Origin of the sequence: Pseudomonas wadenswilerensis, assembly GCF_024749185.1 — a bacterium.
Classification (GTDB): domain Bacteria; phylum Pseudomonadota; class Gammaproteobacteria; order Pseudomonadales; family Pseudomonadaceae; genus Aquipseudomonas; species Aquipseudomonas wadenswilerensis.
Genome location: NZ_CP087191.1, coordinates 1,226,980 through 1,250,734 on the forward strand (window position 1 = coordinate 1,226,980; position 23,755 = coordinate 1,250,734).

The 23,755-nt window shown below is 63.4% G+C and carries 24 protein-coding genes; 17 read left to right on the forward strand and 7 right to left on the reverse strand.

Annotation, left to right across the window (positions count from 1 at the left end; all coding sequences use genetic code 11):
* The first annotated feature begins 56 nt into the window (after positions 1-56).
* From prfB to LOY45_RS05595, 7 genes are all read left to right on the forward strand, one after another.
* A protein-coding gene (gene prfB, locus LOY45_RS05565; protein ID WP_115088424.1) for a peptide chain release factor 2 occupies positions 57-1,152 on the forward strand; the annotation gives its coding sequence in 2 pieces (ribosomal slippage) (positions 57-128 and positions 130-1,152; 1,095 coding nt in all).
* A gap of 98 nt (positions 1,153-1,250) precedes the next feature.
* Positions 1,251-2,753 carry a lysine--tRNA ligase gene (lysS, locus tag LOY45_RS05570; RefSeq protein WP_115088423.1) on the forward strand — a complete coding sequence of 501 codons (1,503 nt, stop codon included), beginning with the start codon at positions 1,251-1,253 and terminating at the stop codon, positions 2,751-2,753.
* A gap of 100 nt (positions 2,754-2,853) precedes the next feature.
* On the forward strand, positions 2,854-3,558 hold the full coding sequence (locus LOY45_RS05575; protein ID WP_115088422.1) for a TetR/AcrR family transcriptional regulator: 705 nt from the start codon (positions 2,854-2,856) through the stop codon (positions 3,556-3,558).
* Positions 3,559-3,586: 28 nt separating this feature from the next.
* Positions 3,587-4,132, forward strand: coding sequence for a hypothetical protein (locus LOY45_RS05580; RefSeq protein WP_115088421.1), 546 nt, complete (start codon positions 3,587-3,589; stop codon positions 4,130-4,132).
* Between the two features lie 24 nt (positions 4,133-4,156).
* Complete coding sequence (locus tag LOY45_RS05585; protein WP_115088420.1) at positions 4,157-5,434, forward strand: flavohemoglobin expression-modulating QEGLA motif protein; 1,278 nt, start codon at positions 4,157-4,159, stop codon at positions 5,432-5,434.
* On the forward strand, positions 5,406-6,329 hold the full coding sequence (locus tag LOY45_RS05590; RefSeq protein ID WP_258578849.1) for an alpha/beta hydrolase: 924 nt from the start codon (positions 5,406-5,408) through the stop codon (positions 6,327-6,329). Before LOY45_RS05585 ends, LOY45_RS05590 begins: the two co-directional genes overlap by 29 nt.
* Positions 6,326-6,652, forward strand: coding sequence for a PA3694 family proteiin (locus LOY45_RS05595; RefSeq protein WP_115088418.1), 327 nt, complete (start codon positions 6,326-6,328; stop codon positions 6,650-6,652). The genes LOY45_RS05590 and LOY45_RS05595 overlap by 4 nt, the downstream gene beginning before the upstream one ends.
* Positions 6,653-6,818: 166 nt before the next feature.
* On the opposite strand, the gene lptF is transcribed toward LOY45_RS05595, so the two are convergent.
* The 3 genes from lptF to LOY45_RS05610 all read right to left on the reverse strand — a co-directional run bounded on the left by lptF (position 6,819) and on the right by LOY45_RS05610 (position 8,689).
* The gene (gene lptF, locus LOY45_RS05600) at positions 6,819-7,607 is read right to left on the reverse strand and encodes a lipotoxin F family OmpA-related lipoprotein LptF (protein ID WP_258578850.1); all 789 of its coding nucleotides are present in this window, start codon (positions 7,605-7,607) and stop codon (positions 6,819-6,821) included.
* A 50-nt stretch (positions 7,608-7,657) separates the two neighbouring features.
* Complete coding sequence (locus tag LOY45_RS05605) at positions 7,658-8,071, reverse strand: DUF4398 domain-containing protein (protein ID WP_115088416.1); 414 nt, start codon at positions 8,069-8,071, stop codon at positions 7,658-7,660.
* A gap of 273 nt (positions 8,072-8,344) precedes the next feature.
* Entirely contained in the window at positions 8,345-8,689 is a 345-nt protein-coding gene (locus tag LOY45_RS05610; protein ID WP_115088415.1) for a pilin assembly protein, read from the reverse strand.
* A gap of 119 nt (positions 8,690-8,808) precedes the next feature.
* On the opposite strand from LOY45_RS05610, the gene ppc reads away from it, so the two are divergent.
* The 7 genes from ppc to LOY45_RS05645 all read left to right on the forward strand — a co-directional run bounded on the left by ppc (position 8,809) and on the right by LOY45_RS05645 (position 15,971).
* A complete protein-coding gene (ppc, locus tag LOY45_RS05615) occupies positions 8,809-11,436 on the forward strand; it encodes a phosphoenolpyruvate carboxylase (RefSeq protein WP_258578851.1) in 2,628 nt (875 codons plus the stop codon).
* 257 nt (positions 11,437-11,693) lie between these two features.
* Entirely contained in the window at positions 11,694-12,344 is a 651-nt protein-coding gene (gene adk, locus LOY45_RS05620) for an adenylate kinase (RefSeq protein ID WP_134064030.1), read from the forward strand.
* Positions 12,345-12,431: 87 nt separating this feature from the next.
* Positions 12,432-13,106 (forward strand): tRNA (adenosine(37)-N6)-threonylcarbamoyltransferase complex dimerization subunit type 1 TsaB, encoded by a 675-nt coding sequence (gene tsaB, locus LOY45_RS05625; protein ID WP_134064028.1) that lies wholly within the window; start codon positions 12,432-12,434, stop codon positions 13,104-13,106.
* 129 nt (positions 13,107-13,235) lie between these two features.
* Positions 13,236-13,532 (forward strand): hypothetical protein, encoded by a 297-nt coding sequence (locus LOY45_RS05630; protein ID WP_115088411.1) that lies wholly within the window; start codon positions 13,236-13,238, stop codon positions 13,530-13,532.
* Positions 13,533-13,535: 3 nt separating this feature from the next.
* The gene (locus LOY45_RS05635) at positions 13,536-14,405 is read left to right on the forward strand and encodes a DUF72 domain-containing protein (protein ID WP_115088410.1); all 870 of its coding nucleotides are present in this window, start codon (positions 13,536-13,538) and stop codon (positions 14,403-14,405) included.
* A gap of 33 nt (positions 14,406-14,438) precedes the next feature.
* The gene (locus tag LOY45_RS05640) at positions 14,439-15,269 is read left to right on the forward strand and encodes an isocitrate lyase/PEP mutase family protein (protein WP_115088409.1); all 831 of its coding nucleotides are present in this window, start codon (positions 14,439-14,441) and stop codon (positions 15,267-15,269) included.
* Positions 15,270-15,275: 6 nt separating this feature from the next.
* On the forward strand, positions 15,276-15,971 hold the full coding sequence (locus LOY45_RS05645) for an extensin-like domain-containing protein (protein WP_115088408.1): 696 nt from the start codon (positions 15,276-15,278) through the stop codon (positions 15,969-15,971).
* A gap of 3 nt (positions 15,972-15,974) precedes the next feature.
* On the opposite strand, the gene LOY45_RS05650 is transcribed toward LOY45_RS05645, so the two are convergent.
* The gene (locus LOY45_RS05650) at positions 15,975-16,595 is read right to left on the reverse strand and encodes an energy transducer TonB (protein ID WP_115088407.1); all 621 of its coding nucleotides are present in this window, start codon (positions 16,593-16,595) and stop codon (positions 15,975-15,977) included.
* 95 nt (positions 16,596-16,690) lie between these two features.
* On the opposite strand from LOY45_RS05650, the gene LOY45_RS05655 reads away from it, so the two are divergent.
* Positions 16,691-17,473, forward strand: coding sequence for a class I SAM-dependent methyltransferase (locus LOY45_RS05655; RefSeq protein ID WP_258578852.1), 783 nt, complete (start codon positions 16,691-16,693; stop codon positions 17,471-17,473).
* Here the strand turns inward: LOY45_RS05655 and LOY45_RS05660 are convergent.
* Positions 17,470-18,102: a TetR/AcrR family transcriptional regulator gene (locus LOY45_RS05660; protein WP_115088405.1), complete on the reverse strand. Its 633-nt coding sequence runs from the start codon at positions 18,100-18,102 to the stop codon at positions 17,470-17,472. The two genes, LOY45_RS05655 and LOY45_RS05660, sit on opposite strands and share 4 nt — an antisense overlap.
* A 195-nt stretch (positions 18,103-18,297) precedes the next feature.
* On the opposite strand from LOY45_RS05660, the gene LOY45_RS05665 reads away from it, so the two are divergent.
* Positions 18,298-19,398, forward strand: coding sequence for an efflux RND transporter periplasmic adaptor subunit (locus tag LOY45_RS05665; protein ID WP_258578853.1), 1,101 nt, complete (start codon positions 18,298-18,300; stop codon positions 19,396-19,398).
* 6 nt (positions 19,399-19,404) lie between these two features.
* Positions 19,405-22,470 (forward strand): efflux RND transporter permease subunit, encoded by a 3,066-nt coding sequence (locus LOY45_RS05670; RefSeq protein WP_115088403.1) that lies wholly within the window; start codon positions 19,405-19,407, stop codon positions 22,468-22,470.
* A 78-nt stretch (positions 22,471-22,548) separates the two neighbouring features.
* Here LOY45_RS05670 and LOY45_RS05675 read toward each other — a convergent pair whose 3' ends face one another.
* Together LOY45_RS05675 and LOY45_RS05680 are read right to left on the reverse strand one after the other, a co-directional pair.
* Positions 22,549-23,238 (reverse strand): DUF4197 domain-containing protein, encoded by a 690-nt coding sequence (locus tag LOY45_RS05675; protein ID WP_258578854.1) that lies wholly within the window; start codon positions 23,236-23,238, stop codon positions 22,549-22,551.
* A gap of 34 nt (positions 23,239-23,272) precedes the next feature.
* Positions 23,273-23,671, reverse strand: a complete 399-nt coding sequence (locus LOY45_RS05680; RefSeq protein WP_010224875.1) for a YbaY family lipoprotein — start codon at positions 23,669-23,671, stop codon at positions 23,273-23,275.
* Positions 23,672-23,755: the final 84 nt, after the last annotated feature.

Consider the following 23,755-nt stretch of genomic DNA (forward strand, 5'->3'; position numbering starts at 1 on the left):
TAACTCAGCTATACTCTCCGGCTTTTCTACAGAATACGCACGAGAGCTGCCCGCCCATGGAAATCCAACCGATCCTGAACACCATCAAGGACCTGACCGAGCGCTCCGAGTCCATTCGGGGGTATCTTTGACTACGATCACAAGCATGACCGCCTGATCGAAGTCAACCGCGAGCTCGAAGACCCGAACGTCTGGAACAAGCCCGAGTACGCCCAGGAACTGGGCCGCGAGCGCGCCATGCTGGCGCAGATCGTCGATACCCTGGACGAATTGTCCGGCGGCCTGGTCGACTCCCGCGAGCTGCTCGACATGGCCGTCGAAGAGAACGACGAAGCTGCCGTCAACGACGTTGTCGAAGTGCTCCAGGGCCTGGAAGAATCCCTGGCCAAGCTCGAGTTCCGTCGCATGTTCAGCGGCGAGATGGACATGAACAACGCCTACCTGGATATCCAGGCCGGTTCCGGCGGCACCGAAGCCCAGGACTGGGCCAACATCCTCCTGCGCATGTACCTGCGCTGGGCCGCCAAGCGTGGCTTCGACGCCACCATCATGGAGCTGTCCGAGGGTGAAGTCGCCGGCATCAAGGGTGCCACCGTGCACATCAAGGGCGAGTACGCCTTTGGCTGGCTGCGTACCGAGATCGGCGTGCACCGCCTGGTGCGCAAGAGCCCGTTCGACTCCGGCGCCCGTCGCCACACCTCGTTCTCGGCGGTGTTCGTCTCGCCCGAGATCGACGACAAGGTCGAGATCGAGATCAACCCGGCCGACCTGCGCATCGACACCTACCGCTCCTCGGGCGCCGGTGGTCAGCACGTAAACACCACCGACTCGGCCGTGCGTATCACCCACGTACCGAGCAACACCGTGGTCAGCTGCCAGAACGAACGTTCCCAGCACGCCAACAAGGACACCGCCATGAAAATGCTGCGGGCCAAGTTGTACGAGCAGGAGATGCAGAAGCGCAACGCCGCTTCCCAGGCCCTGGAAGACAGCAAGTCGGACATCGGCTGGGGTCACCAGATCCGTTCGTATGTGCTCGACGCCTCGCGGATCAAGGACCTGCGCACCAACATCGAGCGCAGCGACTGCGACAAGGTGCTCGATGGCGATATCGACGAATACCTGGAAGCCAGCCTCAAGCAAGGGCTGTAACCGCGCGGCCCCGGCCTGCTCCCTGAAGGAGCGGGCTTGCCCCGCGATCCCTTGCCCAAGGCGAGGGACAATGAACCCGTGATGGAAAATGTGACGACATGAGCGACTTACAACTCGACCCGCAAGACCTGCAACAGGAAGAAAACAACCTGATCGCGCTGCGCAAGGAAAAACTTGCTGCCGAGCGCGCCAAGGGTAATGCCTTCCCCAACGACTTCCGCCGTGACAGCTACTGCAACGACCTGCAGAAACAGTATGTCGACAAGACCAAGGAAGAGCTGGAAGCTGCAGCGATTCCGGTCAAGGTTGCCGGGCGCATCATGCTCAACCGTGGCTCGTTCATGGTGATCCAGGACATGACCGGGCGCATCCAGGTCTACGTCAATCGCAAGACCCTGCCGGAAGAAACCCTGGCCGCGGTCAAGACCTGGGACCTGGGCGACATCATCGCCGCCGAAGGTACCCTGGCGCGTTCCGGCAAGGGCGACCTGTACGTCGAAATGACCAGCGTGCGCCTGCTGACCAAGTCGCTGCGCCCGCTGCCGGACAAGCACCACGGCCTGACCGACACCGAGCAGCGCTATCGCCAGCGCTACGTCGACCTGATGGTCAACGAAGAAACCCGTCACACCTTCCGCGTCCGCTCGCAGGTCATCGCCCACATCCGCAACTTCCTGATGGCCCGCGACTTCCTCGAAGTCGAGACGCCGATGCTGCAGACCATTCCCGGTGGTGCCGCGGCCAAGCCGTTCGAAACCCACCACAACGCCCTGGACATGCAGATGTTCCTGCGTATCGCCCCGGAGCTGTACCTCAAGCGCCTGGTGGTGGGTGGTTTCGAGAAAGTCTTCGAGATCAACCGCAACTTCCGTAACGAAGGCGTATCGACCCGGCACAACCCCGAGTTCACCATGCTCGAGTTCTACCAGGCCCACGCCGACTACGAAGACAACATGGACCTGACCGAGGAGCTGTTCCGCGAACTGGCCCAGCTGGTTCTGGGCAGCACCGACGTGCCGTACGGCGACAAGGTGTTCCACTTCGGCGAGCCGTTCGTACGCCTGTCGGTGTTCGACTCGATCCTCAAGTACAACCCGGAACTCACCGCCGCCGACCTGCAGGACATCGACAAGGCCCGCGAGATCGCCAAGAAAGCCGGTGCCAAGGTGCTGGGCTTCGAAGGCCTGGGCAAACTGCAGGTGATGATTTTCGAAGAACTGGTCGAGCACAAGCTGGAGCAGCCGCACTTCATCACCCAGTACCCGTTCGAGGTCTCGCCGCTGGCCCGCCGCAACGACGACAACCCGAACGTCACCGACCGCTTCGAGCTGTTCATCGGTGGCCGCGAAATCGCCAACGCCTACTCCGAGCTCAACGATGCCGAAGACCAGGCCGAGCGCTTCATGGCCCAAGTGGCCGAGAAGGACGCTGGTGACGACGAGGCCATGCACTACGACGCCGACTTCGTCCGCGCCCTGGAATACGGCATGCCGCCAACCGCTGGTGAAGGCATCGGCATCGACCGCCTGGTGATGCTGCTGACCAACTCACCATCGATTCGCGATGTGATCCTGTTCCCGCACATGCGCCCACAGGCCTGAGCGAACTGAACAAGCCGCCTTCCGGGGCGGCTTTTTCATGCCTGCAAGAAATTCATCGATCGGATCCAACGTTTGGGGTAGACCAGCAGTGACTCCCGCTATGACTCAACAAGGCGCCGCCGGCGTGGCTACAGCGGTGGCCGAAAGCGTGCAGTACCAGGGCCGCAAAGCCAGCCGTGAAGGCAGCGAGCAGCGCCGTCAGCAGATCCTCGATGCGGCCATGCGCATTGTCGTGCGTGACGGCGTGCGCGGCGTGCGTCACCGTGCGGTGGCGGCCGAGGCCGGGGTGCCGCTGTCGGCGACCACCTATTACTTCAAGGACATCGAAGACCTGCTCACCGACACCTTCGCCCAGTACGTGGAACGCAGTGCGGCCTACATGGCCAAACTCTGGGAGAACACCGAGGTGCTGCTGCGCCAGTTGCTCTCCCAGGGCGATGGCAGCCCGCAGTGGCGGGCGCGCCTGGCCGATGAAGTGGCGAAGATGACCACTGACTATGTACAGCGCCAGTTGCACAACCGCCGCGACTTTCTCATGGCCGAGCAGGCCTTCCGCCAGGAGGCGCTGTTGTGCCCGCGCCTGGCCGAACTGGTCAAGCTGCACGAGCAGATTCTTCTGCGCGGCGCCGTACAGATGCTGCAAGTGGTAGGCTCGCGTCAGCCGCAACAGGATGCTCTGGTGTTGACGGCGATTATCGAGCAGATGGAATATCAGGGCCTGCTCGACGGCGAACAGGCCCAGGCTGAAGCGCCGATGCTCGCTATCCTTACCCGGTACCTGCATCTGGTATTGGCGTCGGTGTAAGGCGCGAACCTATTTCAAGGAGAGGTTGATGAAAGCCAGAACCCTGCTGTTGGCATTGTCGTTCTTGCTGCTTGGCGGTTGTCTGGTCACCTTCAATGAGCCGATCCCGGCCAACAAGCCCGCGCCCAAGGCTCTGCTCGGAAAATGGACCAGCAAGGACGCCTGGGGTGAACCGCTGACCCTGCAGATCAGCCGCAGCGGTGGCAACGCCTACAAGGCGGTGGCCATCGGCAAGGACAAGAAGCGCGACGAGTACGCCTTCACTGTGTCCCAGCACGGCAACCGCTGGTACCTCTCGGCCGGTGTGCCCAAGCGCCTGGGTGGCAACTTCCTGATTGGCGGCTTTGAAGTGCTCGACGACAAGGAACTGGTGATCTACAACCTCGACGTCGAGCAGGTCAACCAGGCTGTGCAGAAGAAAGAACTCAGCGGCCGGACCATCGAGGTGCCGGAAGACAACGGCGAAGGCATTCTTATCGACAGCCCGGCCGAGCGCGTCCTGGCTTACCTGGACGACCCGGCCAACTCCGACCTGTTCATCGAAGTGGCGCGCTTCAAGCGGGCCGGCAAGTAATGATTGCAACTCAAGGAGTGTAGGGTGGACGAGTACCAGCAGACGATACGCGCCCTGTCTGATCGCATTGTCCTGGCGCAAACGCCCATTCGCGTGCTCGATGCGGTGAAGTGGGACGACAACATCCGCCAGGGTTTCCTCAAGAGCAAGGGCAAGGAGCCGCCAGCGGTAGACCGCGCCTATTACCAGGGCCGGCCGCTGTCGTTCGACTCCGCCGCGGTCAAGCTCGAGTTCCAGAACATCGAACGCGACATCACCCGCCAGCTCGGCCAGTTCAACCCGGTCGGGCAGATCATGCGGCGCATGTGCAAGGAATACCGCATGGTGGTGCGCATGCTCGAGGCGCGCGGCACAGAGGATTTCGGGCTGATCTCCCAGGAGCTGTATGGCGCCGCCTCCGATGCCTTCCATGCCGGTGACCCGACCCTGGCCGACCTGGGCCTGATGCTCTCGGACTACCTGAACAACATCGACGGCCGTGGCGACCTCAAGGACGAGCCGAAGAACCTCACCGCCAAGCAGGCGGTGGAGATGCTCCAGGGCCGCCTGAACAAGGTGTTCAACGAGGCTGAAGACACCATTCGCGTATTCGAGTCCGACGGTATCGTCGCCGACGCCGCTGCCGGCGCCGACTACATCAAGATCCGCGCCGACGCCATGTTCAACAGCCGCGACGTGCGTGCGCTGGAGGTTCACGAAGGCCTGGTGCACGTCGGCACCACCCTGAACGGTCTCAACCAGCCGATCTGCACCTTCCTGGCCAAGGGCCCGCCCTCATCGACCGTGACCCAGGAAGGCCTGGCGATCCTCATGGAGGTGATCGCCTTCGCCTCGTACCCCAGCCGCCTGCGCAAGCTGACCAACCGTACCCGGGCCATCCATATGGTCGAGGAGGGCGCCGACTTCATGCAGGTCTACGAGTTCTTCCGTGCCCAGGGCTTCGAGATGGCCGAAAGCTATGGCAACGCCAGCCGGGTGTTCCGCGGATCGGTCCCGAACGGCCTGCCGTTTACCAAGGACTTGTCCTACCTCAAGGGCTTTATCATGGTTTACAACTATATTCAGTTGGCCGTGCGCAAGGGCAAGCTCGAACAGATCCCCTTGTTGTTCTGCGGCAAGACCACCCTTGAAGACATGCGCACCCTGCGCCAACTGGTCGACGAAGGCCTGGTGGAACCGCCCAAGTACCTGCCGGAGCAGTTCCGCGACCTCAACGCGCTGTCGGCCTGGATGTGTTTCTCCAACTTTCTCAACCACCTGAGCCTGGACCGGATTGAAGCCGATTACTCGAACATTCTCTGAGGTATGGCGCAGGCCCCTGGGCCTGCTGCTGGTGCTGCTGAGTCTGGGCGGCTGCAGTTCGCTGTTGTTCTATCCCGAGCCTGGCCAGCCGTTCACCCCCGAGAAAGCCAAGCTTCAATACCGTGACGTCACCCTGACCGCGGCCGACGGCACCCGCCTGCACGGCTGGTGGCTGCCGGCCAAGCCCGGTGTCGAGGTCAAGGGCACAGTGCTGCACCTGCATGGCAATGGCGGCAACCTGGCCTGGCACCTGGGCGGCAGTTGGTGGTTGCCGGAGCAGGGCTATCAGGTGCTGTTGCTCGACTACCGCGGCTATGGCCTGTCCGAGGGCAAGCCGGAGCTGCCCGAGGTCTACCAGGACATCGCCGCGGCGCTGGACTGGCTGGACAAGGCGCCCGAGGTGCAGGGCAAGCCACAGATCCTGCTGGGCCAGAGCCTGGGCGGCTCGATGGCCATCCATTACCTGGCCGAGCATCCCCGCCAGGCCGAGCGCTTCAAGGCCATGGTCTTCGATGGCGTGCCGGCCAGCTATCGCCAGGTCGGGCGGTTTGCCTTGAGCAATTCCTGGATGACCTGGCCGTTGCAGGTGCCGTTGTCGTGGCTGGTGCCTGATGGCGACAGTGCGATCCATTCGATTGCGCGGATCAAAACGCCGCCCAAGCTGTTCTTTCACAGCATCGACGACCCCATCGTGCCGCTGGCCAACGGCATCCAGTTGTATCAGGCTGCGCCACCACCGAGGGTGTTGCAGCTAACCCGTGGCGGGCATGTGCAGACCTTTGCCGACAAGACCTGGCGCCAGGTCATGTTGCGCTTTCTGGACGACCCGAGTCGTTTCAACGGGCTGCGGCGCCTGGCCGAAGTCCCCAATTACCCTGACGAGAAGTCGCAATGAGTGAAGAACGCAACGCCATCCCGCTGATCATTACCGGTGTCTGCAGCATCATCGGTACCGTCGCGGCCCTGTGGTACTACGGTTACCTGCATTTCGCCAAGCCGGAGGATGCCTTGCTGCTGTCCGACTTCACCATGCTCAAGACCATACCGGGCGAGGACTACAAGATCTCCCTGCAGCCGGCCAGCCAGGTGGCGCAATGCGTTGATGGCGTGCTGGTGATGTTCGATACCGCGCAGAAGGGCCTGACTGGCGTGTTGGTGAACAACAAGAAGCAGGCCGTGCGCTGCCTGGGGCAGGAGACCCCGCAAGAAATCCAGTAAGCCCCGGGGCTGCTTTGCAGCCCAATCGCCGGCAAGGCCGGCTCCCACAGGTTGGGCGGCGTATACAGATCCATTTGTGGGAGCTGGCCTTGCCAGCGATGAGGCCGGCAACACAAACAAAAATCCCGCCAGACTCGGCGGGATTCTTGTTACTGCTCAGCAACCATCAATTCAGCTGGCTCACCGAGCGCGGTGCCACCGGCTGGTTGTCGTTGGAAATGGTCACTTCCACCCGACGGTTCTGGGCGCGGCCCGAGTTGCTGGTGTTCTCGGCAACCGGATATTCCTTGCCATAACCCTGGGCGACGATGCGCGCAGGATCTACCCCGGCGCGTACCAGCGCCGCGCGCACCGAAGCTGCGCGACGCTCGGACAGCGTCTGGTTGTAGTTGGCGCTGCCTTTGCTGTCGGTGTAGCCCTCGACGATCACCTTGCGGTCAGGGTTCTCCTGGAGGAACTGCGCCAGCTTGGTGATGTTCGGGTAGGCGCTGCTCTTGAGGGTGGCCTTGTCAAAGTCGAACAGCACGTCACCGAAGGTCACCAGGGTGCCACGGTCGGTCTGTTTGGCGTTGAGGCTGTCCTGCAGCTTCTTGATCTGCGCATCGCGGGCATCAAGGCGGGCCTGGGCACGCTGGGCGGCAGCGTTTTTCAGGTTGCCTTCGGCGGTACGCAGGGCAATGGTCTGCTTGGCCACTTCCACCCGTTGGTTGGTCAGGTAGGCGAGCTGGTCGACCTTCTTCTGGTCTTCCTTGTCCATGTAGGCCTTGTCGGCCTTGTTCAGCCAGTCCTGGGCGTCTTTGGTTTCAAGGGCCGCGACCTTGGCGGCCTGCGGGTTGCTCTGCAGGGCAGAGAAGTTGGTCCGGGCCGATTCCAGGTTGGCGTTCGGCTGCGTCGAGCAGGCGGCCAGGCCAACGCTCAGGGCCAGAAGGGCTGGGATCATCACGTGTTTACGCATAATGGTTCATCCTTTGATCGATTACGAATGCACGGGTCGGCGGGCGGGCGTCATTCGACGCTGCGCATGCCTTCCTCACGCAGGTCCTGAACGCCCTGGCGGGCATCCTGTACGGCTTTCTCGGCCTTGGCGGCCTGGGCCTTGCGCTCGGCGACGCGGGCGTCCCACTCGGCCTGTTCGGCCAGGCGCTTGGCGTCGTCGTACTGCTTGTCGTGCATGGCGATTTCCGCCTGTTTCAGCTTGTCCTGCGCGGCCTTCATTTCGACGGCGGCGAACTCGGTACCGCCGGCGCTGACAGCGGAATTGACCGCCGATTGCGTCACTGCGTACTGCTCGGTGGGTGGGTTGCCGGCACAGCCGACCAGGACCAGGCTGCTGCCCAGTGCCAGCGCGGCCAGCTTGAGCCCGCGCAGATGGGTGGATGAGGTGTTTGCGGTGCGGGTCTTCATGGTGGTCAACTCCATTGGATCACTCCTGATGAACAACGAATTCCGTAACAGTCCATCGGCGCGACCCGTCAGCTTCGGGGACTGCTCTCACCCGGTTCTGAGAGGGTTTTGCCGTGATGGCTATTGGCTGTGACCGAAGCGTTTTTTGAATAGTTCAGAAAAAAATACCGCGTGTTCGCGGTTTTTTCTGACTGATCGGTCAGTGGGTTTTTCGTTGAACTTCCAGGCATGCCTGCGGTACGCGAGCGCCTGCGCGGGCGCTCGGAACGCGGGTGAAGGCGGGGTCAATCAAGGGTTGCCGGCATCTTTGGCGTTGCTCATTTCGTGCAGGTAGCGGCGTGACAACGCAAGAAAACGCGGGGTCGGGCCGATGTCCTCATAGAGCGGATCCCCCTCTTCATCGGTGGCAATCACCTGCGAGCCCTGGATATACGGGAAGCTCGCTTCCAGCTCTTCAAGCGCTGCCCCCAGCAGTTCGCCGAGCAGTTCTTCGGGCCGGCGCTTGGGGTACATCTCGGCCAGGGCTGCCAGGCGCGCCGCCGCTTCCATGTCCAGGTGCAGGACATGGCCGGTGGGGCTCAGCGAGCCTTTGGCGTGCTGTTCCCAATGCTGGGCAAGATCACGGATTTTCATGATGTTCTCCTGTGTGCCTGTGTTGAGCGTAGTTCAGCCCGGGCTCTGCCTTGAAGCTCGGCCGGTACTGGGGCACTCTGGTCCCAGAGCGGTTTTCCCGAATGCCGGAGACAGGGCTGATGACTGATATCGATGTGCGCTTGCGTGAAGATGTTCATTTGTTGGGCGAGTTGTTGGGCGACACCGTGCGCGAGCAGCACGGCGAAGCGTTTTTGCAGACCATCGAGGACATTCGCCGTAGTGCCAAGGCCGACCGCAGTGGCGGTGCCGAGCAACTGAGCTCGACCCTCAATGATCTGGCTGAAGACGAGCTGCTGCCGGTGGCCCGGGCTTTTAACCAGTTTCTCAACCTGGCCAACATCGCCGAGCAGTATCAATTGATTCGCCGCCGTGACGCCGGCCAGCCCGAACCTTTCGAAGCCCGTGTGCTGCCCGAGTTGCTGGCGCGGCTCAAGGCCGCCGGCCACAGCGACGATGCCCTGGCCCGGCAATTGGGCAAGCTGAGCATCGAACTGGTGCTGACCGCCCACCCGACTGAAGTGGCCCGGCGCACCTTGATCCAGAAGTACGACGCGATTGCCGCGCAACTGGCTGCCCAGGATCACCGCGACCTGATCCCCGCCGAGCGCGAGCAGATCCGCGAGCGCCTGCAGCGCCTGATCGCCGAAGCCTGGCACACCGAAGAAATCCGCCGTACCCGACCGACCCCGGTGGACGAAGCCAAATGGGGCTTTGCGGTGATCGAGCATTCGCTGTGGCAGGCGGTCCCGCACCATTTGCGCAAGGTCGACATGGCCCTGCACCAAGCCACCGGCCTGCGCCTGCCACTGGAGGCAGCGCCGATCCGCTTTGCCTCGTGGATGGGCGGCGACCGTGATGGCAATCCCAATGTCACCGCGCCGGTCACCCGTGAAGTGCTGTTGCTGGCGCGCTGGATGGCCGCTGACCTGTTCTTGCGTGATATCGATGCCCTGGCCGCCGAGCTGTCGATGCAGCAGGCCAGCGAAGCGCTCAGGGCCAAGGTAGGCGAGTCGGCCGAACCTTATCGCACCTTGCTCAAGCAGTTGCGTGAGCGCTTGCGGGTCACTCGCGCCTGGGCCCAAGCCTCGCTGACCACCGCGCAGGCCCCTGCACCCGAGGTGCTACAGGACAACCGCGACCTGTTCGAACCCCTGCAGCTGTGCTTCGAATCGCTGCATGCCTGTGGCATGGGCGTGATTGCCGATGGCCCGCTGCTCGATTGCCTGCGTCGGGCAGTGACCTTCGGCCTGTTCCTGGTGCGCCTTGATGTGCGTCAGGACGCCGCCCGGCACACCTCGGCGCTGAGCGAAATCACCGAATACCTGGGCCTTGGCCGCTATGCCGAGTGGGATGAAGACGCGCGCGTTGCCTTCCTGCAGCAGGAACTCAACAGCCGTCGCCCGCTGTTGCCAAGCTACTTCAAGCCCCAGGCCGACACCGCCGAAGTGCTCGCCACGTGCCGCGAGATTGCCGCAGCGCCAGCAGCCTCGCTGGGCTCTTATGTGATCTCCATGGCCGGCGCCGCTTCCGACGTGCTGGCCGTGCAGTTGCTGCTCAAGGAAGCCGGCGTGCTGCGGCCGATGCGCGTGGTGCCGTTGTTCGAAACCCTCGCCGACCTGGACAACGCCGGCCCGGTGATGGAACGCCTGCTCGGCCTGCCGGGTTACCGCGCCGGGTTGCACGGCCCGCAGGAAGTGATGATCGGCTATTCCGATTCGGCCAAGGATGCTGGCACCACGGCCGCGGCCTGGGCCCAGTACCGCGCCCAGGAAACCCTGGTGCGCATCTGCCGCGAACAGCAGGTCGAACTGCTGCTGTTCCACGGCCGTGGCGGCACCGTTGGCCGCGGTGGCGGCCCGGCCCACGCGGCGATCCTGTCGCAGCCACCGGGCTCGGTAGCCGGGCGCTTCCGTACCACCGAGCAGGGCGAGATGATCCGCTTCAAGTTCGGCTTGCCGGACATCGCCGAGCAGAACCTCAACCTCTACCTGGCCGCGGTGCTGGAAGCGACCTTGCTGCCACCGCCGCCGCCACAACCGGCCTGGCGCGCGCTGATGGACCAGTTGGCTGCCGACGGCGTCAAGGCCTACCGCGGCGTAGTGCGCGACAACCCCGAGTTCGTCGAATACTTCCGTCAGTCCACCCCCGAACAGGAACTCGGCCGCCTGCCGCTGGGCAGCCGCCCGGCCAAGCGTCGCGCCGGCGGCATCGAAAGCCTGCGGGCGATCCCGTGGATTTTCGGCTGGACCCAGACCCGCCTGATGCTGCCGGCCTGGCTTGGCTGGGAAGCGGCACTGAACAACGCTCTGGCTCGCGGCCAGGGGCCGTTGCTGGCCGAGATGCGCGAGCAGTGGCCGTTTTTCCGCACACGCATCGACATGCTGGAGATGGTCCTGGCCAAGGCCGACGCCGACATCGCCCGCTCCTACGACGAACGTCTAGTGCAACCAGAACTGCGACCTTTGGGTGCACATTTGCGCGACCTATTGTCGCAGGCGTGCCAGGTGGTGCTGGGGTTGACCGGGCAGCCGGTGCTACTGGCGCACAGCCCCGAGACCCTGGAATTCATCCGCCTGCGCAACACCTATCTGGACCCGCTGCATCTATTGCAGGCTGAACTGCTGGCGCGCTCGCGCGGGCGTGAAGCCGCTCTGGATAGCCCGTTGGAACAGGCCTTGCTGGTCACCGTGGCCGGCATCGCGGCAGGCTTGCGCAATACTGGCTGAGTTAAAAATCCGGCCTGCCGATCGTCTACCCAAGAAGGGCAGAATGCTTGTAAAGCAACAGGTTGCGCCCGGCGCAACCTGTGCTTCAAGTGGCCACCGTGCGTGGGTTTTTCCGACTTTCGACCGCTTGTGTGGCTTGCGGGCGCTGTGTATCTTGAGCAGCCTTTTGATCGAAATTACGATCATCACCCAAATTCCGGGATTGGCCCTGCGTGGCAAACCCACTGATTTGCTTACAAAAAAATGAGGAGCACGAGATGCGCGTAATTCTGCTGGGAGCTCCCGGGGCCGGTAAAGGTACTCAGGCAAAGTTCATCACCGAGAAGTTCGGTATTCCACAGATTTCCACTGGCGACATGCTGCGCGCCGCAGTCAAGGCCGGCACTGCGCTGGGCCTGGAAGCCAAGGCAATCATGGACGCTGGCAAGCTGGTCTCCGACGAGCTGATCATCAACCTGGTCAAGGACCGCATTGCCCAGGCTGACTGTGCAAATGGCTTCCTGTTCGACGGTTTCCCGCGCACCATTCCTCAGGCTGAAGCTTTGGTGACTGCCGGCGTCGAGCTGGATGCCGTGGTCGAAATTGCCGTCGAAGACGAAGAAATCGTTCAGCGTATCGCTGGCCGCCGTGTGCACGAAGGTTCGGGCCGCGTCTACCACGTGGTCTACAACCCGCCAAAGGTTGAAGGCAAGGACGACGAAACCGGCGAGCCGCTGGTACAGCGTAAAGACGACACCGAAGAAACCGTGCGTCATCGCCTGTCGGTCTACCACGACCAGACCAAGCCACTGGTGGACTTCTACCAGAAGCTCTCGGCTGCCAATGGCGGCAAGCCGAAGTACAGCCATATCGAAGGCGTGGGCTCGGTAGATGCGATCACCGCCAAGGTCCTGGCCGCACTGAGCTGATCGACGCTCGGTAGTGCAGACAACGGCCCGCTTGCGGGCCGTTGTTGTTTATAATGCCGCTCTTTTTTCTTGCCCCTGGATTCTCCGATGACCACCTTGCTGGCCCTCGATACCGCCACTGAAGCCTGCTCCGTTGCCTTGCTGCATGACGGCAAGGTTTCCAGCCACTATGAGGTGATTCCACGCCTGCACGCGCAGAAGCTGCTGCCGATGATCCAGCAGTTGCTGGCCGACGCCGGTGTCACCCTGCAGCAGGTCGATGCCATCGCCTTTGGCCGTGGCCCGGGCGCCTTTACCGGCGTGCGTATTGCCATCGGTGTGGTCCAGGGCCTGGCCTTTGCCCTGGAGCGTCCGGTGCTGCCGGTGTCCAACCTGGCAGTGCTGGCCCAGCGCGCCATGCGCGAGCAGGGTGTGCAGCAGGTGGCGGCGGCAATCGATGCGCGCATGGACGAGGTGTACTGGGGCTGCTATCGGAACGTCGACGGCGAAATGCGCCTGCAGGGCAATGAAGCGGTGTTGCCGCCAGAGCAGGTCGCACTGCCGGCGGGCGCCAGCGGCGACTGGTTCGGTGCAGGCACCGGCTGGGGCTATGCCGAGCGCCTGGCGGTCAAGGTCAACGCTCAGGATGCCAGCCTGCTGCCCCATGCCCAGGACCTGCTGAGCCTGGCGACCTTCGCCTGGCAGCGTGGCGAGGCCATTGCCGCGGACCTTGCGCAGCCTGTGTACCTGCGCGACAAAGTGGCCACGCCGAAAGCGCGCTGAGTGCAACTCGTCGACTATTCTCAGGCCAAGTAAAACCTTTTGCCCGAACTGTGGTCCAGTTATCAATCGGGCATTAGCGAAGGATCAACGATGCTGCTAAATTGCCATCATTGCTCTTGAGTAATCGCCATGCGTATCGACGGTTTTTCCTCGCAGTCCTACCCCATCAAGCGTGCCCCGCGCAAAGCGCCGGTGCGCAGCGATGACGTGGAAGACGAGGATCTGCCGGGCGAGTTCGAAGTGCAGCCGCAAGCCAGCGCCAGCCAAGGCCAGGCGCGCACCGGTGGCCTGCCGGCACGGCCCCAGGACATGATCTTCCCGCGGGCGCGCAACAAGCGCACCGCCCATGCCCTGGCCAGCTACCTGACCACTGCCGGTTTCGTTGACTGGGAGATGGAAGTACTGGGGCTGGACCTGTACATTTGATGGATGAGTCTGTCCACGCTTCCCTATTTTGTCGGTTGTCCGTCCTGGAGTGAAAACGCCTGGCGCGAGTACCTGTACCCGGCGGACGCCAGAACCGGCGACTTTCTCGGGCTCTACAGCCAGGTTTTCAATGCCGTAGAAGGCAACACCACCTTTTATGCCCGCCCGGCACCAGCGACTATCGAGCGGTGGGCGCAAGTGATGCCCGCGCATTTTCGTTTTACTGCCAAGTTCCCCGGCGATATCAGCCACGGCGGTGACCTGCACGGTCAACTGGCCGCCGCTCAGTCCTTCATCGAATTGCTCAAGCCTCTCGGTGCACGCGTTGCGCCGTATTGGCTGCAGCTGCCGGCAACCTTCGGCCCGGCGCGGCTGGGCGAGCTGGTGACTTTCCTTGATGAGGTCGGTGTACCGATTGCGGTAGAGGTGCGCAACGCGGCGTTCTTCAGCAAGGGCGATGAGGAGCGCTTGCTCAACCGCTTGCTGCTCGAGCGAGGCGTGGAGCGTATCTGCCTTGATCCCCGGGCCTTGTTCAGTTGCACCGCGCGCAGCCCCGAAGTGCTCCACGCCCAGTCGAAAAAGCCGCGCGTGCCGCCACGCCCGACCGCGTTCACCCAGCACCCGCAGATCCGCTTCATCGGCCACCCTGAGCTTGCCGCCAACGAGCCGTTCCTGCTGCCCTGGCTGGACAAGGTCGCGGCCTGGATCGAGGAGGGGCGCAGCCCCTATGTTTTCCTGCATACTGCCGACAACCGCCTGGCCGCCGCCCTGGCCCGGCGTTTCCATCAGGGCCTGATGGAACGCCTGCCGGGGCTTGCGGCCTTGCCTGAACTGGACAGGACGCCAGAAGCCGAACAACTTGGTCTGCTCTGAACGCGTCCTGCCGCCTGCCCGGGAGTCGTGATCATGGATGTGCAAACCCTGCGTGCCGAAGCCTTCAAAGCCCTGCATGAGCGCGATGGCGCCTTCGTCATCCCCAACCCCTGGGATGCCGGTTCCGCCAAGCTGCTGGCCAGCCTCGGCTTCGAGGCGCTGGCCACCACCAGCGCTGGCCTGGCGTTCTCCCTGGGGCGTCCGGACGCCGAAGGGGCGATGACCCTGGATGAAACCTTGGCGAATGCGCGCTCTGTTGTCGATGCCACGGCATTACCGGTGGCCGCCGACCTGGAGAACGGTTTCAGCGACGATCCCAAGGGTTGCGCCGAGGCGATCCTGCAGGGCGCCGCCGTCGGTCTGGTGGGTGGCTCAATCGAGGATGCCAGCGGCAACGCCGACGAGCCGATCTACAGCTTCCATCACGCGGTTGAGCGGGTCGAGGCGGCCGTCGCCGCTGCCCGTAGCCTGGACTTCCCGTTCATGCTCTGCGCCCGTGCTGAAAACCTGCTGCATGGACGCATCGACCTGGACGACACCATTGCCCGCCTGCAGGCCTTCGCCGAAGCCGGTGCCGATGTGCTCTATGCGCCGGGCCTGCGTACGGCTGAAGAGATCCGTCGGGTAGTGCTGGCGGTGGCGCCCAAACCGGTCAACGTGCTGATGGGCCTGAGCGGCGTGCAGCTGAGTTTTGGCGATGTCCAGGCCCTGGGCGTCAAGCGCATCAGCGTCGGTTCGTCGCTGGCGCGGGCGGCCTATGGGGCGTTCTTCAACGCCGCGCAACGGATTCACGATCAAGGCCGTTTTGACTATGCCGACCAGGCGTTGTCATTCGACCAGCTCAACCAGTTGTTCAGGCGCTGATCGCCCATGCGCAAAGGATTGCTCGTCGTGCTGTGCCTGATATTGATTGCTGTATCCGTGGCTGCCTGGCGCCTGGGGTGGCGCCTGCCGGATGCCTGGAACCCCTGGGCGGCACTCGATGTGCGCGAGCCGCCGAACCTGCTTACACCGTACAAGCTGGGCCGCCTGCAGGATGATCCGCAGCTGTGCGAACAGGCGCTGGCGACTTCGAATTTGCGTTACCGCAAGCAGGCCGACAGCCCGGCCAATGCGCCCTGCCCATTGGAAAACGTGCTGCGGGTCGAGGGCTCGTCGGTGCGCCTGAGCAGCAGCTTTCTCGCCAGTTGCCCGCTGGCGGTGGCCTACGCGCTGTTCGAGCGCCATGCCCTGCAGCCGGCGGCGCAGCGCGCCTTTGCCCAGCCGGTGGTGCAGGTCGATCACCTGGGCAGCTTCGCCTGTCGCAACATGTACAACCGCAAGAATGGTCGCCTCAGCCAGCATGCCACGGCCAACGCCCTGGACATCGCCGGCTTTCGCCTGGCCGACGGGCAGCGCATCCAGTTGCTCAAGGACTGGCCGGGGGAGGGGGTCAAAGCGAAGTTTCTAAAGGATCTGCACGCCAGTGCCTGCGACAGTTTCAACACGGTGCTGGGGCCCGACTACAACGCCGCGCACCGCAATCACTTTCATCTGGATATGGGCTTCTGGCAAATCTGCCGCTGAGGCTCAGGCGGCGATGCGTACGTTGTTCAGCACCACCGGGCGTGCCCAGCGATTGTCGAAGTCCAGCTGCGATTGCTGCACGGCCATGGTGGCTTCGTCGAAAGGCTCGGGCGCCTTGTCCAGCAGGTCCATCTCGAACTCGGCAATCGGCAGGTACAGCGGCTTGGCCTGTGGCGCCGGGCCTGGTTCCGGGAGCGGGTGGCCTTGGCTCATGACCACCGGGCGTACCCAGGTGTTGCTGATATCCAGCTGGCGTTGCTGCTCGATCAGTTCGGCGGCGCTGAACGGCGGGGCGAGTTTTTCCAGCAGTTCAGGCTCCAGCTCGGCGATGGGCAGGAACAGTGCCTCAGGCGGGGCCAGTTCGGTGTCATGCACATCGCACAGACGCTGGCTGTGAATCTGCGCCAGCACCTGGCTGCCGCCCAGCGGCTCGCCAGTGACCTTGTCGAACTGCTCGGCGGCCACGGCCTCGGTCGCGCCGTCTTCACCTTGCTGCTCAGCCAGGGCGCGGGCAAAAAAATCCTGCCACAGGTGGCTGACACCACCCAATGCCTGGGTATTGTGCCGGCCATAGTCGCCGACGGGCGAGATATAACCTGAGTTGAGCTGAAGAATGTCGGTCATGGCAGTCGCAGAGCGTTCTGGTCTGGCAAAATAGCGAATACTTCGTATATCGGCCGTGGCCGACGATCATTTAATTTTTTTGAGTACAGGATTTGATGGTGGAGCAACTGGCGGACGGCGGCATCCGGGTCGAGGCATTGACGGCCGATTATCAGGCCCTGGCTGCCGAGTGGGCGCAGCGCCTGGAGCTGCCGCTGAGCGATGACAACGCAGGCTTTGCCGTGCAGGTCGGCGCCGATGGCCTGCAGATCCAGCAACTGGGCCCGCAAGCGCCAGGGCCGGTGCGGGTGGATTTCGTCGAAGGCGCGGCGGCCCACCGGCGGGTGTTCGGTGGCGGTAGCGGGCAGATGATCGCCAAGGCCGTGGGTATCGCCCAGGGCGTACGCCCGCAGGTGCTCGACGCCACGGCGGGGCTGGGCAAGGACGCCTTCGTGCTGGCAAGCCTGGGCTGCCAGATGACCCTGATCGAGCGCCAGCCGCTGGTCGCCGCCTTGCTCGCAGATGGCCTGGCCCGCGCCCGCAGCGACGCCGAGGTCGGCCCGATCGTCGCGCGTATGCATCTGCTCAGCGGCAATGCCATTGAGCACATGCGCAACTGGCAAGGCGAGCCGCCGCAGGTGATCTACCTTGACCCGATGTTCCCGCACCGCGACAAGAGCGCCCTGGTGAAAAAGGAAATGCGCGTGTTCCGCCCGCTGGTCGGTGACGACCTCGATGCGCCGGCGCTGCTCGAAGCCGCCCTGGCCCTGGCCAGCCACCGGGTGGTGGTCAAGCGCCCGCGCAAGGCGCCGATCATCGACGGCCCCAAGCCCAGCCACAGCCTGGAAGGCAAATCCAGCCGCTACGACATCTACCCGAAAAAAGCCCTCAAGCCTTAAGGCCGGTAGGCGCGCATGAACAGCGCCACCACTTCCTGGACATGGGCCTCGGCGGCCTCGGCATCCAGCGCCGGGGCATAGCCGAGCAACAAGCGGAAGTTGGCCGCACCCTTGAGCAGGCAGAAGAAGTGCTCGGCGGCGTTGGCCGGCAGCTCGATGCACAGCAACCCGCGCGCATCCGCCTGGCGCAACAGCGCCTCCATCTCGTGCAGGACCCGCAACGGGCCGGCCTCGAAGAAGATCTGGCTGAGCTTTGGGTCCTGATTACCCAAGGCCATGATCAAGCGGTGCAACTTGACCGACAGGTCGCTGCTGATCAGCGCCTGAAAGCCGCGGCCGATCTTCACCAATACCTGCTCCAGCGGCACGCCTTCAGGCAGCTCGAAGATCAGTTCGGGCAGCTGCGCCGTGCAGGTGGCGACCACCGCCGAGGAGAACAGCGTTTCCTTGTCGGTGAAGTGGCTGTAGACCGTGAGTTTTGACACACCTGCCGCTGTCGCGACCGCATCCATGCTGGTGTTGGCATAGCCAAGGGTTAGAAACAGCGCCTTGGCTGCTTCGAGAATGGCCTGGCGTTTTGCCAGGTCCTTGGGCCGGCCGGGGCCGGTAGGAGCGGTGACTTTGGGCATGAGTGAAAAGATACATATTCCAGTAAGTGCACATGGTACATCGCGACCGGTCTTTCGGCGGGCAAATATCGACGCGCTGCTCCCGGCATAAATATGGGATTTCTCTCGGACGCCTGCTTCCCCGGTCCGGCTCCCTGATTTAATATACCCGTCAGTATAAATATTCAAAGCGCCATTCGCGAAAGGTCATTCATCATGTTGCGCCTTGCCTTGCCCCTCGCTTTGCCCGTCAGTCTTGTGCTGTTGCTTGCTGCCTGCGGGCAGGAAAGCGCACCGCAGACTTCCCTTCGTCCGGCCATGGTGGTACAGCCGCAGCCGGCCAGCGCCGCTGCCGACAGCTACCCTGGCGAGGTGCGGGCGCGCTTCGAACCGGAGCTGGCCTTCCGCATCGGCGGCAAGGTCAGCAAGCGCCTGGTCGAGGAGGGGCAGCGGGTCAAGGCCGAGCAGGCGCTGGCCGAGCTCGACCCCCAGGATGTGCGCCTGCAACTGGAAGCCAGCCGTGCCCAACTGGCCGCCGCCGAAGCCAACCTGAGCCTGGTCAAGGCCGAGCGCGACCGCTACAAGACCCTGCTCGACCGGCAGATGGTCAGCCGTTCGCAATATGACAATGCTGAAAACCTTTACCGCGCGGGCCTGGCCCGGCTCAAACAGGTGCGCGCCGAGTTCGACGTCGCCGGCAACCAGGCGGAATACGCTGTGCTGCGGGCCTCTCAGGATGGTGTGATTGCCAAGCGCCAGGTCGAAGTGGGGCAGGTGGTGTCCGCTGGCCAGACGGTGTTCACCCTGGCCACCGATGGCGAGCGTGAAGTGCTGATCGGCCTGCCGGAGCAGAACTTCGGGCGCTTCAAGGTCGGCCAGCCGGTGTCGGTGGAGCTCTGGTCGCAACGGGATCAACGCTTCAATGGCCGTATTCGTGAGCTGTCACCTTCGGCCGATCCACGCTCGCGAACCTTTGCGGCGCGCATCGCCTTTACCGCCGGCAAGGTGCCGGCCGAGCTTGGCCAGAGTGCCCGGGTGTTCATCCAGCACGCCGAGCAGATTCCGCTGGCGGTGCCGCTCTCGGCGCTGACCGCAGAGAACGGCCAGACCTATGTCTGGCGTGTCGATGCCAACAACACCCTCAAGCGCGTGCCGGTACGGGTCGGTGCCTACGGTGAAAACAGCGTGCCGGTGCTTGAAGGCCTGAATGCCTCGGACTGGGTGGTGGCGGCCGGCGTGCATGTGCTCCAGGAGGGGCAGCAGGTACGTCCGGTGGATCGGTCCAATCGTGTGGTGAATCTGGCGGCCAAGGAGTAAGTCCCGATGGGTTTCAACCTTTCCGCCTGGGCCCTGCGCAATCGGCAGATCGTGCTGTTCCTGATGATTCTGCTGGCCGTGGTCGGCGCGCTGTCCTACACCAAACTGGGGCAGAGCGAAGACCCGCCCTTTACCTTCAAGGCCATGGTCATTCGCACCATCTGGCCTGGTGCCAGCGCCGAGGAAGTCTCGCGCCAGGTGACCGAGCGCATCGAAAAGAAGCTGATGGAAACCGGCGAGTACGAGAGGATCGTCTCGTTCTCACGGCCCGGTGAATCGCAGGTCACCTTCATGGCCCGCGATTCGATGCATTCGGCCGACATCCCCGAGCTTTGGTACCAGATCCGCAAGAAGGTCGCCGATATCCGGCACACCTTGCCCCAGGGTATTCAGGGGCCGTTCTTCAACGATGAATTCGGCACCACCTTCGGCAACATCTACGCGCTGACCGGTGATGGCTTCGACTACGCCGTGCTCAAGGACTACGCCGACCGGGTGCAGATTCAGTTGCAGCGGGTCAAGGACGTCGGCAAGGTCGAGCTGCTTGGCCTGCAGGACGAGAAGATCTGGATCGAGCTGTCCAACCTCAAGCTGGCCACCCTCGGCCTGCCCCTGGCAGCGGTGCAGCAGGCGCTGGAAGAGCAGAACGCGGTGAGCACCGCGGGTTTCTTCGAGACTCCATCCGAGCGCCTGCAGTTGCGGGTCAGCGGGCGCTTCACCACGGTCGAGCAGATCCAGCAGTTCCCGATCCGGGTCGGTGACCGCACCTTCCGTATTGGCGATGTCGCCGATGTGCGCCGAGGCTTCAATGATCCGCCCGCACCGCGCATGCGCTTCATGGGCGAAGATGCCATCGGCCTGGCGGTATCGATGAAGGCCGGCGGCGATATCCTGGTGCTGGGCAAGGCCCTGGAAACCGAGTTCGCCCGCATCGCCCACAATCTGCCGGCCGGCATGGAGCTGCGCAAGGTGTCCGATCAGCCGGCAGCGGTGAAGACCGGCGTTGGCGAGTTCGTCCAGGTGTTGGTAGAGGCCCTGGCCATCGTCTTGCTGGTGAGTTTCTTCTCCTTGGGGATGCGCACCGGCCTGGTGGTGGCCCTGGCCATTCCGCTGGTACTGGCGATGACCTTTGCCGCCATGTACTACTTCGGTATCGGCCTGCACAAGATCTCCCTCGGCGCGCTGGTGCTGGCCCTGGGCCTGCTGGTGGATGACGCCATCATTGCCGTGGAGATGATGGCAATCAAGATGGAGCAGGGTTTCGACCGGCTCAAGGCGGCCAGTTATGCCTGGACCAGCACCGCCTTCCCAATGCTGACCGGCACCCTGATCACCGCCGCCGGCTTCCTGCCGATTGCCACCGCGCAGTCCGGAACGGGCGAATACACCCGTTCGATCTTCCAGGTGGTAACCATCGCCTTGCTCGCTTCGTGGATTGCCGCGGTGGTGTTCGTGCCCTATCTGGGCGAGCGCCTGCTGCCGGACCTGGCCAAGCTGCACGCGGCCAAGCATGGCACTGCCGAAGGTGGGCCAGATCCGTATGGCACACCGTTCTACCAGCGCGTGCGGCGCCTGGTCGGCTGGTGCGTGGAGCGGCGCAAGACGGTGATCGTGGCGACTATCGCCCTGTTTATCGGCAGTATTTTGTTGTTCCGCTTCGTGCCCCAGCAGTTCTTCCCGGCTTCCGGGCGCCTGGAGCTGATGGTTGACCTGAAGCTGGCCGAAGGCGCCTCGCTGAGTAATACCGCCGAGCAGGTCAAGCGTCTGGAAGCGCTGCTCAAGGAACGCGCCGGCATCGACAACTATGTAGCCTATGTGGGCACGGGTTCGCCACGCTTCTACCTGCCATTGGACCAGCAACTGCCAGCGCCAAGTTTCGCCCAGTTCGTCGTGCTGGCGAAAACCATCGAGGAGCGTGAACAACTGCGCAGCTGGCTGATCGCCACCCTCGATGAACAATTCCCCGACCTGCGTTCGCGGGTCACGCGCCTGGAAAACGGCCCGCCCGTGGGCTACCCGGTGCAGTTCCGGGTCACCGGCGAGCATATCGAGCAAGTCCGCGCCCTGGCCCGCAAAGTGGCGGCCAAGGTGCGCGAGAACCCCCATGTGGTCAACGTCCACCTCGACTGGGAAGAGCCGAGCAAGGTGGTTTACCTGAACATCGACCAGGACCGCGCCCGCGCCCTGGGAGTGAGCACGGCGAACCTGGCGAAGTTTCTGCAAAGCTCGCTGACCGGCTCTGCGGTCAGCCAGTTCCGTGAGGACAACGAGCTGATCGAGATCCTCCTGCGCGGTACCCAGCAGGAGCGCAGCGAGCTTGCCAACCTGCCAAGCCTGGCGGTGCCTACCGACAATGGCCGCAGTGTGGCGCTGTCGCAGGTGGCAACCCTGGAATACGGCTTTGAAGAAGGCGTGATCTGGCACCGCAACCGTCTGCCCAATGTCACCGTGCGCGCCGACATCTACGGCAAAGAGCAACCGGTTACCCTGGTCAAGCAGATCCTGCCGACCCTGGACCCGGTGCGTGCAGAACTGCCCGATGGCTATCTGCTAGAGGTAGGCGGCACGGTGGAAGACTCTACCCGCGGGCAGAAGTCGGTGAACGCCGGGGTACCGCTGTTCATCGTTGTGGTGCTGACCCTGCTGATGCTGCAATTGCGCAGCTTCTCGCGCACGGTGATGGTGTTCCTCACCGCACCGCTGGGGCTGATTGGCGTAACCCTGTTCCTGCTGGTGTTCCGCCAGCCGTTCGGCTTTGTCGCCATGCTCGGGACCATTGCCCTGTCGGGGATGATCATGCGCAACTCGGTGATCCTGGTCGACCAGATCGAACAGGACATCGCTGCCGGGCTGGACCGCTGGCAGGCGATTATCGAGGCGACGGTAAGGCGCTTCCGGCCGATCGTGCTGACCGCCCTGGCGGCGGTGCTGGCGATGATCCCGCTGTCACGCAGCGTGTTCTTCGGGCCGATGGCGGTGGCGATCATGGGGGGGTTGATCGTGGCGACGGCGTTGACGCTGTTGTTCCTGCCGGCCTTGTATGCGGCGTGGTTCAGGGTCAAGAAAGCCTGAGGGCGGTGACACAGATCTATTGTGGGAGCCGGCCTTGCCGGCGATGGGCTGCGCAAGCAGCCCTTTGGAGCGAGAGGCTCAAAGCGCGCCAAACACCTTCTTGGCAATGCTGGTAGCCGCAGCAGCCGGGTTCTGGCGGATGGTTTCTTCCTGCTTGGCAATCATCTCGAACAGGCCGTTGAGCGCCTGCTCGGTTACATAGCCTTCGACGTTGGCATTCTTGGCATCCAGCACGCCCAGTGTCGCCGCTTGCCCAGCGAAGCTGTTGTATTGCTGGGCCAGGCCGACCTGGTCGGTAGCCTTCTTGACGATCGGCAGGAACTTGGCGCGAATCTGCTCGCGGCTGGTCTTGCTCAGGTACTGGGTGGCCGAGTCGTTGCCGCCGCTGAGGATGCCCTTGGCATCTTCCACGGTCATCTTCTTCACGGCATCGACCAGCAGCGCCTGGGCCTGCGGCACGGCAGCTTCAGCGGCCTTGTTCATACTGGTTTCCAGTTGCTCGACCTGGGCACCCATGCCGAACGCCTTCATCTTCTTGGCGGCTTTGCCAAGGTTGCCCGGCAACTCGATACGCACATCCGGGTTATTGTTGAAACCACCGGGGGTGCCCAGTTGTTTCACCGCCACCTGGGCGCCCTGGGTCAGGGCGTCCTTCAGGCCAGTGGAGGCATCTTTTTGCGAGAGGTCGCCGAGCGACAGCGCCAGGGCGCTTGCCGACAGCAGCAGGCCGGCGCACAGGCCGGTAAAGGTTAGAGCTGGGCGAAACATGGCAGCATCCTTATGCGAAGGGCAGAACAATCAATCAACGAACGGCATCGACCTTGATACGCACCGGTTGCGGGTCGTTGCCATCAAGCTGAACGCCGTGGTGTTCGGTGTTGATGAACAGCAGCTTGCCATCCAGTTCGATCCGCGCGCTGACTGCATAACGGTGGCCGGGCTTGACCTGGGCCGGGTCGTAGCTCAGGTGAAAGGGCAGCGGCACATTGCCTTTGACCGGGCCGCTCTGGCTGGCCAGGGTAACGGCGGGAGCGTCCATCAGCGACACGTCCTGCAGGGCGACGCTCAGGGTGGCGGCAGGCGGCAGGGCAATGCGCTGCAGGTAGAAGACTTCGCCATCAAGGCTGGCCTTGGACGCTTCAGGGGTGCTGCTGCACGCGGCCAGCAGGCTGCCAAGAAGGATCAGGGACAGTTTTTTCATCAGTAGCTCCTTAGCGCCGGCGCCGCGGTTGCGGTCGCCCGGCGGTTTGATTCGTGTTGCTCCAAAGACACTGGCCAGTATGGC